Here is a 14,964-nt window from a genome sequence, read left to right on the forward strand (position 1 = left end):
CCTTATGAGAGAGGTAGCCTTCATTAAACAAAATAAAGAAAAATGGTTGGGAATCGAGCAGGTTATCACTGGAAAATCGAAAAAAAACCCCGACGAACTCTCCTCGCTATACATCAATCTGGTAAATGATCTTTCGTTTGCACAAACCTATTATCCCAGGAGCAAAACAACACTTTATCTCAACAATTTATCGGCGCTCATTTTTCAGAAAATTTACAAAACGAAACGGATTGGGAAAAACCGTTTTCTTTTTTTCTTCACCACCGAAGTCCCGCTGTTGGTTTTTCAGTACCGCCGGTTTTTAAGCTATGCTTTTGGCTTTTTTATTCTGTTTACGCTGATTGGTTTTATCTCTGCGTATTACGATAAGGAATTTGTGAAGATCATTCTGGGGGAGGAGTATGTTAACGAAACTATTGAAAATATTGCAAAAGGCAATGCCGTTGGCGTTTACCAGCAGGGATCCAACTGGGGAAGTGCGGTTTCTATTATCTTTAATAATTTAAAAGTGGGTGCTGTGCTTTTTACTTATGGGGTTTTCGGCGGCGTGGGTACATTGTATGCGCTGCTTCAGAACTGTATTATGTTGGGTTCTTTCCAATATTTTTTTCATGAGCACGGTGCACTGGTGCAAAGCGCGAAAGGCATTTGGCTGCATGGCGTTTTCGAAATTTTCAGTATGGTCGTGGAGGCTATGGCCGGCCTGATATTAGGTGCCTCGATTTTATTCCCGAAAACCTATTCGCGGTTCAATTCTTTCAAGCTGGGTTTCAGAGATGCCTTCAAAATTTTCCTCAGCACGGTTCCTTTCACCATCGCGGCCGGAGTTTTGGAAGGATTCGTAACGCGGTATGCGCTCACGATGCCGCCGATCCTTAATTTTTTGCTGATCGCTACAAGTTTGACTTTCGTTGGTTTTTATTATTTCATTTATCCCTATATTGTCTCAAACAAAACCAAACCCGCCAATGCAGTTTTACCGGAAACGGGACTTCGGAACGTTCATTTCTGATACCTTTAATTTTTTTAAAGAGTACGGAAGAAATTACTTCAGAAACTATATTCTGATCAACGGACTGTTGCTCATTCTTTTGGTTTTTGTTTTTATCATCGGTTACCGCGAATTGTTTTTGCAGATCGCAGGTTCCAATACAGGCGGCGGAAGTTATTATTTCGAAACCTATTTCCAGGAAAATCAGGGCGTACTTTTTCTTGTCACGGGAATTGTATTTCTACTTTTTATGGCAGTAATGATGGTGTCGTATTTATTTCCCGTACTTTACATAAAACGCCTGTGCGAAACCGGAAGCAAAAATATTACCGTAGATGACATGCTTGGAGACCTGAAGAAAAATACCGGCCGATTTCTGAAATTTTTTCTGGGGCTCGTTTTCATCGTGATGCCATTAGCTATGATTGTGTTCGGGATTTCAGGTCTGCTCGTATTTATCTTCGTAGGGTTTTTGCTTCTGATCCTTCTCGGACCTGCCACCCTTAGTGTTATCAACTTCCTGATGTATGATTATTTCAGTACCGACAAGGGATTTTTTGATTCCCTGAGTTATGCGCTTCGTGCACAGTTTTCCTACAGAAACGGACGCGAGAAATCTCCGTTCTGGAAATATTGGGGTTCAACAGTCGTGCTTTATCTGATCATTCAAACCATTATCTCAGCGGTTACCCTCATTCCAACGCTCATTATCTTCGGCAAGATATTTACGGTTACGCCAGACGGATCCGAACCCGAAAACATTTTGCAGGGAACCGACGGTATTTTATTCCTCATCTTTTACGGAATTGCTGTTTTAATTTCTTTTTTAATGATGAACGCAATTCTCGTGAACTCCGGTTTGCAGTATTATGACAGCCGGACTGATCTGCACCGGCACAGCGACTTTACAGAAATAGACTCGATCGGTACCCATGAGATTTAAGCTGATTTCCATTTTACTGTATGTGTCCGCAAGTGCATTTTCACAGAATGTAGCTGTTCCGCCTGCCACGCCAAAAGCGGATTCCCTCCAAAGTTTATACAGAAATTATGCAGAAGATTCTGTGCGGGGATTTCACTGGACTGATAATTTGGTATATCCGAAATCTTTTCAGGAAGGTTTCCGGGAAAAATACAAAACGCCGGATTTTGATTACAGTACTACAAAACCCCGGGAATCTCTCTGGCAAAAACTTCAGAAAAGGCTCATAAAATTGATACAGACCATTTTCGGGCAAACAGATCCACTTAAAAGCGCAACCTACGTTATTTATATTCTCCGTTTTCTGGCTTTGGCGATAAGTGCGGTGGTGGTCTACTTTCTTATTCGCTTTCTGTTGGGTAACAGCGGAAATATATTTTTCGGGAAAAGACGCGGGAAGTTCAATATTACGAGTCAGGACATAGTAGAAAACATCCATGAGATTAATTTTGCAGGTAAAATCGCGGATCTCGAAAAAACGAAAGATTTCCGCGCAGCGGTAAGATATCACTTTTTATATGTATTAAAAAAAATGTCCGACCAGAAGATCCTGCGCTGGACTCCCGAAAAAACCAATAAAGATTATCTGGCAGAAATTAACAATTCAAATCTGCAAAAGGATTTCAAAGAGCTTACTTACATTTTCGATTATGTTTGGTATGGTGAATTTAATGTTACCGAAAATGATTACTTCAGTTACCGGCAGAAATTTTTAAACTTCAGAATTCAGACTGAAAAAAATACCGCGTCATCAAATGAATAAAACATTCAGGTTATACGGGATTATTTTCATTCTCGTGATGTTGCTGTTGGTTTTGCTCGAAATGGGCAAAACAGAAAGAACCGATTGGCGCAAAAATTTCGATGTGACAAAAAAATCGCCGTTTGGTCTTTATATTTTTGATAATGAAGCCGGTCACCTGCTCAAAGGAAAACTGAAAAGAACACAATTGTCACCTTACGACTATTATTCTGCCACAAACCGGTTTCCGCAAAATATACTCGTAGTACAGTCGGAGCTGGATATTGAGTCCTGGAAAAAAATCCTTACAAATGTTCAGAATGGTTCTGATGCGCTTTTTATTTCCGAGGAGTTTCCTGCTGCGGTCATGGATTCCCTGGGTTTTCGCATCAGGACCAGCAGCCTTCGCTACGATAATGTACTGAAACTTACAGACCGAAAATTTAAGCGCGATTCCTTGATACTCGATAAATTTGCGGACGGGCGGGGGTTTTCAAGTTTTGGAGATGAAGCTTCTGTATTGGGAACTGCTGCGTTCGATGGCGGTAAGCTAAATTTCATCAAAATTCCATTCGGCAAAGGAAATTTGTATTTACATTCACAACCGCTGTTCATCACAAATTATTATCTTTTGCGTCCGGGAAATGAAAAGTATGTGCAGGATGTTTTTTCTTATCTGCCCGACCGCGAAACAGTCTGGTTTATGAACACAACCGGGGACGCCGCAGAATCTGCTTCGCCGCTGCGGTTCATCTTGTCGAAGCCGGCGCTGAAATATGCGTGGTGGCTCTTTCTCGCTGGACTTGTACTCTTTGTTATTTTCAATGCAAAGCGAAAGCAACGTGTTATTCCGGTGATTGAGCCATTGAAAAACCGCTCGGTTGAATTCGTAAAAAGCATCAGCAATTTGTATATGCAGGAAGGTGATTTCCATGATATGATGGCGAAAAAAGCGCAGTATTTCCTTAACCGTGTGCGCCAGGATCTACTTCTTGACACCCAGAATCTGGATGAAAAATTTATATACGCTCTGCAATTAAAATCAGGACAGCCCGAACAGAAAATTCCTGAAGCCGTAAACCTCCTTCAAAAGGCACAGGATCCGTACGCTGCGGTGACGAAAGAAGATTTGATCACGATGAATAAATTACTCGACGAAATTTTAAGGTAAAACAAAATTTGCTTTAGGTTTAAAAACCTTTTAATAAAAATAAATAACACTATGGAAAATACCGAAACTTCTACGGCTGAAAATATAAACAACGAATTTCAACCCCGTCTTGAGATGAAAGAACTGCAGCAAAATATGGAAGCTGTAAAAGCAGAGATCGGAAAAGTAATAATCGGTCAGGAATCCATGGTAGAGCATCTGTTGGCTGCACTGCTTTCTCACGGTCATGTTTTGATCGAAGGTGTTCCTGGCGTGGCAAAAACGCTCACTGCAAAACTGCTTGCTAGGACTGTAGATGTGGATTTCAGCAGGATACAGTTTACGCCGGATCTCATGCCATCCGATATTTTAGGGACATCGATCTTTAATGTAAAGAACGCTGAATTTGAATTTAAAAAAGGTCCTGTATTTTCCAGTTTTATTCTCATTGATGAAATCAACCGTTCGCCCGCGAAAACACAGGCTGCTTTATTTGAAGTGATGGAGGAGCGCCAGATCACGATGGATGGTATACAGTACGATATGCAGGAACCGTTTCTCGTAGTTGCTACACAGAACCCTGTCGAGCATGAGGGAACTTACCGTCTTCCGGAAGCACAGTTGGACAGGTTTCTTTTTAAGATCAATGTCGGTTATCCGGATCTGAAGCAGGAAACCGAAATCATTAAAAAACAGCATGAGAACAGACTTGATGATAAGTCAGATGCGGTGCAGAAGATCATTACTGCTCAGCAGTTACGGGCTTACCAGGCTATTGTTCGCAATATTCTTGTAGAACCACAACTCCTGGAATACATTGCCAAGATAACTGTGAGCACGCGTGAAAATCAGTTTCTGTATCTGGGTGCATCGCCGCGGGCAAGCCTTGCACTGCTGGCTGCCTCCAAATCTTTTGCTGCCCTGCGCGCCCGGGATTTTGTAACACCCGAAGACATCAAAGAAGCCAGTTTTGCTGTTTTGCGCCACCGGATCATGGTTTCTCCGGAGCGTGAGATGGAAGGTTTAACTGCCGACGAGATCATTCGCCAGATACTTGAAACTATTGAAATTCCAAGATAAACCTATCAGGAAATTTGTAAAGTCAAAGGTGACTGAGAATGCGACTCAAAACTGTGATTATTAAACTGAATTTTAAGCGATACTTTCTATGACCATAACGAAAATTTTCAGGTGATGAAAAACCTTTTCCTCAATACCCGTTTTTTCGCTGCACTTTTGGGTGTCGGAATTTGTTACGTACTGGCATTTTTCTTTCCGGTATTGATGGGGTTTGCACACGCTTTACTGATCGGTGTTTTCATCGCTGCCTGTGTGGAGTTCATGTTTCTTTTTACCAACAGGAGCGGAATTCAGGCCCAACGTATTCTGCCTGAAAAACTTTCTAACGGTGACTCAAATTCTGTAAAGATCGATCTTAAAAATAATTATGATTTCAGAATTAAAACAAAAATAATCGACGAGATCCCGTATCAGTTTCAGGAAAGAAACTTTTTGATTAGACGAGATATCAGTTCCGGCCACCACGTTTTTTTGGAATATTTCCTGCAACCTAAAGAACGCGGTGAATACAGTTTCGGCAGTCTTCATATTTTCGCAGAATCCGGGCTGGGATTTGTTTCGCGGCGTTTCAGTTTTCAAAAAAATGCGGTTTTGCCAAGTTATCCCTCATTTGTTCATCTGAGAAAGTATGAACTGATGGCGCTGCAGAATGAATTTCTTTTAGGAGGTGTAAAAAAGATCCGGCAGTTGGGACACACAATGGAATTCGAGCAGATCAAAGAATACGTTCCCGGCGATGATGTAAGGACCATCAACTGGCGCGCCACTTCTAAACGGAGCCAACTTATGGTCAATCAGTTTCAGGATGAGAAATCGCAGCGGGTTTATATGCTCATCGACAAAGGAAGAACCATGCAAATGCCTTTCAATGGCGTAAGTCTGCTCGATTACTCGATCAACGCCGCAATGGCCTTAAGCCATATTATCCTTAAAAAAAATGACCGCGCGGGCTTGATGACTTTTGCGAAAAATACAGAAAATAAAGTTGCTGCAGACAGTAAACCTGGGCAACTCAGAAAAATCTCTGAAGCATTGTACAATGTTCAGACTAATTTTGATGAAAGCGATTACAGCAGACTTTATCAAGACCTAAAGTTTTCGGTTGCCCAGCGGAGCCTCATTCTGCTTTTTTCGAATTTTGAAACGCTGGATGCACTCAACCGACAGATCAAATATTTACGTGGCATAGCGCGGAACCATCTGGTTGTACTTATCTTTTTTAAGAATGCGGAACTGCAGCAGCTTATTCAGCACGATCCTGAAAATATGCAGGAAATTTACGATGAGATCTTAGCTGAGAAATTTGAATACGAGAAAAGACTGATCATTCAGGAACTAAAGAAATATGGTATTTATACTGTTTATACACTGCCTGAAAATCTGAATGTTGAAGTCATAAACAAATATCTTGAAATTAAGGCGCGCGGAATTTTGTAAAATATTTGAATCGAAAAATACTTGAACGTTCCGTAGTTTCATAATTATGTTTAATGCGATTTTACAATTTTAATTAAAAAAAGTTTAGAGTCAATGGATCACGTTTAAATTCTAATCATAAAAAAATCAATAAAATCTATAAATGAAAATCACACTCAACAGAATCAATGACGATTATTTATTTGAATGTAAAAATGCACTGGGAAACAGCATTTTACTCGATAATATTTCGCAAAACGAGGGAACAATAGCGGTCTCACCTATGGAATCACTTCTGATGGCAGTTGCAGGCTGCAGCGGGATCGATATGGTAAATATTCTGAAAAAACAGCGTCAGGAACTCACCGGTTTTTCAGCGGAGGTACAGGGTGAGCGAATTTCCGTGGATGAAGCAAAACCTTTCAAAACCATTTTGGTTCAATTTTTCCTCGAAGGAAACATCGATCCTCAAAAAGCGCTTCGGGCTGCGGAACTTTCATTTCAAAAATATTGTTCAGTATCAAAAACGCTCGAGCCGAATGTTACTGTAAACTACGAGGTTTCTGTGAATGGTGCCAAGGTTTAAACAGAGTTTAATGCAACAATATAAAAGGAAAAAGCGGTGTTCTAGGACACTGCTTTTTCAATTATCGGTCTGGAGCCTATCCGGGGTTGCAGTAGTTTGGCAATGGTTGCGGTCCAGCCGGTTTGGTGTGATGCGCCAATTCCCTGACCGGTATCACCGTTAAAATATTCATAAAACATAATATAATCCCGGAAATGCTCATCATGATTCAGGAGTTCGTTTCCACCATTAAATGGCCGGTTTCCGAGTTCATCTTTTTTGAATATCGAATAGAGCCTTAAGCTGAGGTCAAGTGCTACAAAATCGAGGTTTTTCAGTTCACCGCTGCGGGCAGGATATTCTATTTTAAAGTTTTCCCCATGGTAATAGTGGAACCGCTGCAGGCTTTCGACAATAAGGAAATTAACCGGAAACCAAATCGGTCCGCGCCAGTTGCTGTTTCCGCCAAACATGCTGCTGTCGCTTTCTGCCGGCGTATATTTTACTGTAAATTTCTTACCGTCGACATGAAATTCGTAAGGGTCATTTTCATAGATCTTCGACATAGACCGGATCCCGTACTCGGAGAGGAATTCTGTTTCGTCGACCATCCGGTTCAGAACTCTTTTCAAACGTGTTTTGCGCAGAATACTCATCAGGTGTTTTCCGCCTTTACCTTCTACTTCCCAGTGCGAAACAAGTTCGGCCAGTTCTGGTTTATGTTTCAGGATCCACTCCATGCGTGCCCGGAAATTCGGCAGTTTCTCCAACAATTCATGTTCTACGATCTCCACAGCAAACAGCGGAATTAAACCCACAATGCTCCGTAATTTCAGTGATTTCGAATCGCCGTCATTAAGTTGCAAAACGTCATAGAAGAAGCCGTCTTCTTCATTCCACAAGCCGTTCTTTTTCTGTCCAAGATTTTCCATCGCGTTGGCGATATAAAGGTAATGCTCGAAGAATTTTATGGCCATATCTTCATATACCGGATTATGCAGGGCAAGTTCCATTGCGATCCGCATCATATTCAGCGCAAACATCGCCATCCAGCTTGTTCCATCGGCCTGCTCCAGGTGGTAGCCATTTTTAAATTCCATATTCCGGTCGAAGGCTCCGATATTATCCAGCCCCAGAAAGCCGCCACCAAATACATTATTTCCGTTCTTGTCTTTCCGGTTTACCCACCAGGTAAAATTGAGTAGAAGCTTCTGGAAGACGCTTTCCAGAAAAGGAATATCTGCTTTACCGTTGATGTTTTCGTCAATTTTAAAAACCCGGAAAGTAGACCACGCGTGCACTGGTGGATTTACATCGCTGAAATCCCATTCATACGCGGGAAGTTGCCCGTTGGGATGAATATACCATTCTTTGGTTAGGAGTTTCAGCTGGTCTTTTGCAAAACAGGCATCAATAATCGCGTAAGGTACACAATGGAAAGCCAGATCCCATGTTGCAAACCACGGATATTCCCATTTATCCGGCATTGAAACAATATCTTTATTCTGCATGTGGCTCCATTCGGTGTTGCGCACAAACTTCGAAAAGTTTCGTGGTGCTTCCCATTTCGGATCGCCTTTCAGCCATTTCGAAACATTGTAGTGGTAAAACTGCTTGTTCCAAAGTAAACCTGCAAATGCCTGCCGCTGCACATTTTTTTCTTCTTCATCCGGCATCTTGCTTTGTATGTCTGCATAAAATTCTTCCGCTTCCTGCCTTCTCAGGTCGAAGACTTCATCAAAATCGAAGAAAGCATTGTCCATATCATGCGGACTTAACCTGAAATCAAAAGTTTCTGTAGCACCGCCTTCAATATCTGCCTCTACAAGAAAAGCGGCTTTTGTGCCTTCTTTTTCAGGATTTATGGCATTCCATTCACCATGAACAAGGAAATTGTTGATGCCATCCTTAAAATATTTTTCCTCCGACGCCACACCGAAAATTTTCTGCGCGTTGGTTTCGTTATTGCAAAAGACTGCCGATGTTTCCGGATTTCTTGCGTACAGTTTTTTTACCGCTACCGTGTCGTGTTTTATATCGATGATTCCATTCACCGAACTTTTTAGGTTAGGCTTATAAGAGCCATAACCCCAGGACCAGTTATTGCGGTACCACAGGGTTGGTAATACGACAAGAGGTGCTTTCTGTGTACTTCGGTTCGTAACGGTGACGCGCACCAAAATATCATCAAAATGGATTTTGGCATATTCTATAAATATGTCAAAGTATTCATTATTGTTAAATATTCCGGTATCTACAAGTTCATATTCGGGGTCAGATCTACTTCGGCGGCCGTTTTCAGCAATAAGATCATCGTACGGGAAAGCATTTATGGGATATTTGTACACCATTTTCATGTAGGAATGCGATGGTGTGTTGTCTAATTCATAATATATTTCCTTTACATCTTCGCCGTGATTTCCCTCGTAGTTGCTCAGGCCGAAGAAACGTTCCTTAACCATTTTATCATTCCGGTTCCAGAAAGCCAACGCAAAACAAAGCCTTTGTTTATCATCACTTATACCCGCTATTCCGTCTTCGCTCCAGCGGTAAGTTCTGCTCATCGCCTCATTGTAAGTGGTATATCCCCAGGCATCGCCATCGTTGCTGTAATCCTCGCGTACCGTGCCCCATTGGCGGTTGCTCACATACGGTCCCCATTTTTTCCATTCATCATTGAGCAGTCTTTCTTTCTCAGCCGTCATTACAAATCATGTTTTAAGCTGTCAAAAATAGCAAATAAATACTTTTCTGCCGGTGAGCGCATTTATAAAAAATAGTTATATTTGCAACAGACTTTGTTCATTTACTTATTGAAAATGTTATCAAGAAAGGTGGAGAGATTAGACTCTGTGAAACCTTGGCAACCCTTCGGCAACGGAGAAGGTGCTACATTCTATCCCGAAATTTCGGGAACAGATAACACACATATTTTACCCTTGTACCGGTAGCATTTTCAATTTTAATTTATAGATAAATTGAAAGATCCGCTGCCAAAAAACACCCGTTATTTACACACTTTCGTTTCAGAAATAAAACCTGAAGCTCACTTCGCATGTCTCTTTTTTGGGCGTGCCCCGATTTTAGAATTTCCCCAACTGAAGTCCCTTCCAAATTCCAAAACCGCGTCGGTCTGCACTTCCAATTCCTCGTGCCCGCGCTACCGCCCCCGCATACTGCGGGATTTCCAGTTCCGCCCTCACGCAGCGTACTGCATCCAATAAAATCAGTGATACAATGAAAAATACCGATATACTTTATCAGGCGCTTTCCGAAAGGATCCTCGTTCTCGACGGTGCCATGGGAACAATGCTGCAACGCTATAATTTCACCGAGGAAGATTACCGCGGCGAAAGATTCAATGATTGGCCGCATTCTTTAAAAGGAAACAACGATTTGCTGTCATTAACCCAACCAAATGCGATCGAAGAAGTTCACCGCAAATATCTGCAAGCCGGCGCAGACATCATCGAAACCAATACCTTTTCCGGTACTACAGTCGCAATGGCAGATTATCACCTGGAGGAATTGGTGTACGAACTCAATTATGAATCGTCAAAAACAGCCAGAAAAGTCTGCGATGAATTCACCGCAGTAAATCCGGGCAAGCCGAGATTTGTAGCAGGCTCGATAGGTCCGACCAACAAAACTGCAAGTTTAAGTCCGGATGTAAATGATCCGGGATTCCGCGCCATTACTTTTGATGAGTTAAGGATTGCTTACCGGCAACAGGCAGAAGCTTTGTTAGACGGCGGTTGCGATATTCTCCTCGTAGAAACGGTTTTTGATACCTTAAATGCCAAAGCCGCACTTTTTGCGATTGATGAAATTCAGGAAGAAAGAAATGTTCATATTCCCATTATGGTTTCCGGCACCATCACCGACGCTTCCGGAAGAACATTGAGCGGCCAGACCGCAGAAGCGTTCCTTATTTCGGTATCGCATCTGAATCTTTTAAGTGTCGGTTTAAACTGCGCTTTGGGAGCGAAACAGTTAACACCATATTTAGAAACATTAGCCAAAAATTCCAGATTATTTATTTCTGCTTATCCCAATGCAGGTTTACCGAATGCTTTCGGTCAGTACGACGAAAGTCCCGAATTCATGGCTGAACAGATACGCGAATATGTTGACAAAGGTCTCGTGAATATTATCGGCGGTTGTTGCGGAACAACTCCGGCTCACATCAAGGCCGTCGCTGATTTGGTGAAGAATTACGAACCGCGTAAAATCACAGTAGAGATTTAAATTGATAACTATCTGGTTTTATTAAAACGCCATAAAGCCACGAAGTGGCGAAATCAACAACATTGGGTGAGCGCAGCGCGGCCCAATGAAAATACGGCAAAAGCATAAAAGGTCTGAAAGACCGAAATCAAGATGTCAAGAAATAAAACACAAATAAAATGGGCCAGTCTTTAAATAAAATCTACATCCATTTGGTTTTTTCGACCAAACACCGAAATCCTTTAATATCGGCGAAGATAGAAGAAGAACTCTTTAAATATTTAGGAGGTATCTGTAAAAATCTGGAATGTGATCCAATCCAGATAGGCGGGTACAGAGATCACGTTCATATTTTGTGTTTATTATCCAAGAAAATTGCTTTGATGAAATTACTCGAAGAAGTAAAGTCTCATTCTTCAAAATGGATAAAAACAAAAGGTCATGAATTTAAAAATTTTTATTGGCAGAACGGTTACGGTGCATTTTCGGTAAATCCAACGGAGATAGAAACTGTAAAGAATTATATTATTAATCAGGAAGTACATCATCAAAATAAATCTTTCCAGGAAGAACTTCTGTTGTTTTTAAAGAAATACAATGTTGAATATGATGAGAGATATATTTGGGATTAACTTAATGGAGAGGATTGCGCCACTTCGTGGCTCTCCGGCGACGTGTGATGATTTCATTGGGCTACACCCAATGCTGATGATCGCGCCACTTCGTGGCTTTCCAACGACGTGTGATAATTTCATTGGGCTGCGCTTCGCTTACCAATGCTGATGATTGCGCCACTTCGTGGCTTTGATTTGTGTTTTTGTTACCTTCATTGGGCTGCGCTTCGCTTACCCAATGCTGATGATTACGCCACTTCGTGGCTTTGATTTGTGTTTTTATTACCGTCATTGGGCTGGGCTTCGCTTACCCAATTCTGATGATTGCGCCACTTCGTGGCTCTCCGGCGACGTGTGATATTTTCATTGGGCTACACCCAATGCTGATGACTGCGCCACTTTGTGGCTTTGATTTGTGTTTTTATTACCGTCATTGGGCTGCGCTTCGCTTACCTAATGCTGATGATTACGCCACTTCGTGCCTTTTAAAATGAATTATAAAATTATGAGATATTTAAGATTATCAGGTTTAGAACCTTTAATTATAACACCAGAATCCAATTTTATTAATGTTGGCGAACGTACCAATGTCGCTGGTTCTAAGAAATTTCTGCGACTTATTAAAGAAGGGAACTATACTGAAGCGTTGGATATTGCCCGCCACCAGGTTGAAGGCGGTGCACAGATCCTGGATGTCAATTTTGATGACGGTTTGCTCGACGGAAAATACTGGATGGTCAAATTCCTGAATTTAATCGCTGCCGAACCGGATATTTCACGGATTCCCATTATGATCGATTCTTCCAAATGGGAAATCCTGGAAGCCGGTTTACAGGTCGTGCAGGGAAAATGTGTGGTGAACTCCATCAGCTTAAAGGAGGGCGAAAAAGAATTTATCTCTCATGCCAAAAAAATAAAAAGATATGGCGCCGCCGTCATTGTAATGGCTTTTGATGAAAAGGGGCAGGCAGATAATTACAAGCGCAGAATTGAGATTTGCAAAAGATCCTATGATATTCTGGTTAACGAAGTCGGTTTTCCTTCGGAAGATATTATTTTCGATCTCAATATTTTCCCTGTCGCAACGGGGATGGAAGAACACCGCAAAAACGCGCTTGATTTCATTAATGCTACAAAATGGGTCCGCGAAAACTTACCCAATGTTTCGGTGAGCGGCGGTGTCTCAAATGTTTCTTTCTCGTTTCGGGGAAATGATAATGTGCGCGAAGCGATGCATTCCGTTTTCCTTTATCACGCAATCAAAGCAGGAATGAACATCGGAATTGTGAATCCCGCGATGCTGGAAGTATATGACGAAATTCCCAAAGAATTACTCGGATTGGTGGAGGATGTAATGCTCGACAGAAGAGATGACGCAACTGAAAGGCTTCTGGATTATTCGGAACGGGTAAAATCGACCAGAAAAGAATTTACAGAAGATCTGGAATGGCGAAAAGATTCATTGCAGGATAGAATTACGCACGCTTTAGTCAAAGGAATCGACCGCTTTATTATTGATGATGTAGAAGAAGCAAGGCTCAATTCTGCAAGACCTTTGGACGTGATCGAAATCAATCTGATGACCGGAATGGGCGTTGTGGGTGATTTATTCGGCAGCGGAAAAATGTTCTTGCCGCAAGTGGTAAAATCTGCGAGGGTAATGAAAAAAGCTGTGGCTTATCTGCAGCCTTTCATCGAAGCCGAAAAAGATGAAAAACAAAAACCAAACGGCAAAATATTAATGGCAACCGTTAAAGGTGATGTGCATGATATCGGAAAAAATATTGTGAGCGTAGTTTTGGGTTGTAATAATTATGAGATCATCGATTTGGGTGTGATGGTTCCGGCGGAGAAAATTATTCAGGCCGCAATCGATCATCAGGTTGATGTAATTGGTTTGAGTGGATTGATCACGCCAAGTTTAGATGAAATGGTTCACGTTGCGGACGAGTTACAGAGAAAGAATCTCAGTTTTCCGCTGTTGATTGGTGGAGCTACAACTTCCAAAGCCCATACTGCGGTGAAAATTTTCCCTAAATATGGGAATACGGTTGTTCATGTAAATGATGCTTCCCGAGCTGTTGGAGTAGTTTCGCAGCTCCTGGATCACAACAGTATTCAGTATAAGGCAGATTTAAAAATTGATTATGAAGATTTCCGCCGGAAATTTTTAGACCGGCAAATCGAGAAAGTATATCTTTCGATTGAGGAAGCGAGAAAACAGAAATTCACGATTGCCTGGGAAAATGAACATATTTCCGAGCCGAACTTTTTAGGAGTTAAAGTCATTGAAAATCAGGACTTAAACGAGTTGATTGATTTCATGGACTGGTCGCCGTTTTTCCGCAGTTGGGAATTGCACGGCAGATTTCCCCAGATCTTAACCGATGAGGTTGTTGGCGAACAGGCTACAGAATTATTTAAGGAAGCCAAAGTTTTACTCCATAAAATTCTTGATGAAAAACTATTTGCTGCCAAAGGAATTTTTGGAATTTTCCCCGCAAATTCAAACGAGCAAGATGATGTTTTGGTTTTAAATGAAGAAGGAAACGAAATGGCGAAATTCCATACTTTGAGGCAACAGTTAAAAAAATCTGCCGGTAAAGAATATCTGGCATTAAGTGATTTCATCGCTCCGAAATCTTCCGGTAAACAGGATTATGTTGGAGCTTTCGCGGTGACAACCGGATTCGGAACTGAAGAACTGGCCCAAAAATATTATGATAACGGCGATGACTATAACGCAATCATCGTGAAAGCTTTGGCAGACCGCCTCGCAGAAGCTTTTGCAGAATTTTTGCATCATAAGGTCCGGACCGAATTCTGGGGTTACGCTGAAAATGAAAATTTAGGTAATGAAGATCTGATTGCGGAAAAGTATTCAGGGATCCGTCCGGCTCCTGGTTATCCCGCCTGCCCGGATCATCTGGAAAAGATAACAATTTGGCAGCTTTTAAAAGTTAAAGAGAACATCGGTTTAGAACTGACAGAAAGTTTGGCGATGTTCCCAACTGCCGCCGTTTCCGGCTATTATTTTGCAAATCCAAAAACGAAATATTTCGGCGTAGGAAAAATCAAAGAAGATCAGCTCAAAGATTACGCAGAAAGAAAAGGAGTTGATTTAGATTATGCCAGAAAATGGCTGAGTCCGAATCTTGCGGAATAAGAAAGCCACGAAGTGGCGAAATCCAACAGCA

11 protein-coding genes and 1 riboswitch are annotated in these 14,964 nt (G+C 41.7%); of the genes, 10 read left to right on the forward strand and 1 reads right to left on the reverse strand.

What is annotated here, in order from left to right:
* The first annotated feature begins 4 nt into the window (after positions 1-4).
* The 7 genes from H562_RS0105435 to H562_RS0105465 all read left to right on the forward strand — a co-directional run bounded on the left by H562_RS0105435 (position 5) and on the right by H562_RS0105465 (position 6,947).
* Positions 5-1,012 carry a stage II sporulation protein M gene (locus tag H562_RS0105435; protein WP_027376570.1) on the forward strand — a complete coding sequence of 336 codons (1,008 nt, stop codon included), beginning with the start codon at positions 5-7 and terminating at the stop codon, positions 1,010-1,012.
* Positions 969-1,934 carry a hypothetical protein gene (locus tag H562_RS0105440; RefSeq protein WP_027376571.1) on the forward strand — a complete coding sequence of 322 codons (966 nt, stop codon included), beginning with the start codon at positions 969-971 and terminating at the stop codon, positions 1,932-1,934. The genes H562_RS0105435 and H562_RS0105440 overlap by 44 nt, the downstream gene beginning before the upstream one ends.
* Positions 1,924-2,736 (forward strand): DUF4129 domain-containing protein, encoded by an 813-nt coding sequence (locus tag H562_RS14720; RefSeq protein WP_051190409.1) that lies wholly within the window; start codon positions 1,924-1,926, stop codon positions 2,734-2,736. The genes H562_RS0105440 and H562_RS14720 overlap by 11 nt, the downstream gene beginning before the upstream one ends.
* Positions 2,729-3,886, forward strand: coding sequence for a DUF4350 domain-containing protein (locus tag H562_RS0105450; protein WP_027376572.1), 1,158 nt, complete (start codon positions 2,729-2,731; stop codon positions 3,884-3,886). Before H562_RS14720 ends, H562_RS0105450 begins: the two co-directional genes overlap by 8 nt.
* A gap of 51 nt (positions 3,887-3,937) precedes the next feature.
* A complete protein-coding gene (locus tag H562_RS0105455) occupies positions 3,938-4,945 on the forward strand; it encodes an AAA family ATPase (RefSeq protein WP_027376573.1) in 1,008 nt (335 codons plus the stop codon).
* Positions 4,946-5,059: 114 nt separating this feature from the next.
* A complete protein-coding gene (locus H562_RS0105460) occupies positions 5,060-6,382 on the forward strand; it encodes a DUF58 domain-containing protein (protein ID WP_027376574.1) in 1,323 nt (440 codons plus the stop codon).
* A gap of 142 nt (positions 6,383-6,524) precedes the next feature.
* Entirely contained in the window at positions 6,525-6,947 is a 423-nt protein-coding gene (locus tag H562_RS0105465; RefSeq protein WP_027376575.1) for an OsmC family protein, read from the forward strand.
* A gap of 41 nt (positions 6,948-6,988) precedes the next feature.
* Here the strand turns inward: H562_RS0105465 and H562_RS0105470 are convergent, their stop codons facing one another.
* Positions 6,989-9,631 (reverse strand): MGH1-like glycoside hydrolase domain-containing protein, encoded by a 2,643-nt coding sequence (locus tag H562_RS0105470; protein ID WP_027376576.1) that lies wholly within the window; start codon positions 9,629-9,631, stop codon positions 6,989-6,991.
* Positions 9,632-9,745: 114 nt separating this feature from the next.
* A riboswitch (SAM riboswitch) is annotated at positions 9,746-9,852 on the forward strand.
* A 311-nt stretch (positions 9,853-10,163) separates the two neighbouring features.
* Here H562_RS0105470 and H562_RS0105480 point away from each other — a divergent pair.
* The 3 genes from H562_RS0105480 (at position 10,164) to metH (ending at position 14,933) form a co-directional block, all read left to right on the forward strand.
* Complete coding sequence (locus H562_RS0105480; RefSeq protein ID WP_027376577.1) at positions 10,164-11,174, forward strand: homocysteine S-methyltransferase family protein; 1,011 nt, start codon at positions 10,164-10,166, stop codon at positions 11,172-11,174.
* A gap of 158 nt (positions 11,175-11,332) precedes the next feature.
* Positions 11,333-11,785 carry an IS200/IS605 family transposase gene (gene tnpA / locus H562_RS0105485; protein ID WP_027376578.1) on the forward strand — a complete coding sequence of 151 codons (453 nt, stop codon included), beginning with the start codon at positions 11,333-11,335 and terminating at the stop codon, positions 11,783-11,785.
* Between the two features lie 487 nt (positions 11,786-12,272).
* The gene (metH, locus tag H562_RS14725) at positions 12,273-14,933 is read left to right on the forward strand and encodes a methionine synthase (protein ID WP_084466339.1); all 2,661 of its coding nucleotides are present in this window, start codon (positions 12,273-12,275) and stop codon (positions 14,931-14,933) included.
* The last annotated feature ends 31 nt before the right edge of the window (positions 14,934-14,964 follow it).

This window comes from Kaistella palustris DSM 21579, from assembly GCF_000422265.1.
In the GTDB taxonomy this organism is placed as follows: domain Bacteria; phylum Bacteroidota; class Bacteroidia; order Flavobacteriales; family Weeksellaceae; genus Kaistella; species Kaistella palustris.

What these genes read in the sequence shown, in the direction of transcription:
- H562_RS0105435 (WP_027376570.1), top strand. Translation starts at nt 5, where the DNA reads ATGAGAGAGGTAGCCTTCATTAAACAAAATAAAGAAAAATGGTTGGGA.
- H562_RS0105440 (WP_027376571.1), top strand. Translation starts at nt 969, where the DNA reads ATGCAGTTTTACCGGAAACGGGACTTCGGAACGTTCATTTCTGATACC.
- H562_RS14720 (WP_051190409.1), top strand. Translation starts at nt 1,924, where the DNA reads ATGAGATTTAAGCTGATTTCCATTTTACTGTATGTGTCCGCAAGTGCA.
- H562_RS0105450 (WP_027376572.1), top strand. Translation starts at nt 2,729, where the DNA reads ATGAATAAAACATTCAGGTTATACGGGATTATTTTCATTCTCGTGATG.
- H562_RS0105455 (WP_027376573.1), top strand. Translation starts at nt 3,938, where the DNA reads ATGGAAAATACCGAAACTTCTACGGCTGAAAATATAAACAACGAATTT.
- H562_RS0105460 (WP_027376574.1), top strand. Translation starts at nt 5,060, where the DNA reads ATGAAAAACCTTTTCCTCAATACCCGTTTTTTCGCTGCACTTTTGGGT.
- H562_RS0105465 (WP_027376575.1), top strand. Translation starts at nt 6,525, where the DNA reads ATGAAAATCACACTCAACAGAATCAATGACGATTATTTATTTGAATGT.
- H562_RS0105470 (WP_027376576.1), bottom strand. Translation starts at nt 9,631, where the DNA reads ATGACGGCTGAGAAAGAAAGACTGCTCAATGATGAATGGAAAAAATGG.
- H562_RS0105480 (WP_027376577.1), top strand. Translation starts at nt 10,164, where the DNA reads ATGAAAAATACCGATATACTTTATCAGGCGCTTTCCGAAAGGATCCTC.
- tnpA (WP_027376578.1), top strand. Translation starts at nt 11,333, where the DNA reads ATGGGCCAGTCTTTAAATAAAATCTACATCCATTTGGTTTTTTCGACC.
- metH (WP_084466339.1), top strand. Translation starts at nt 12,273, where the DNA reads ATGAGATATTTAAGATTATCAGGTTTAGAACCTTTAATTATAACACCA.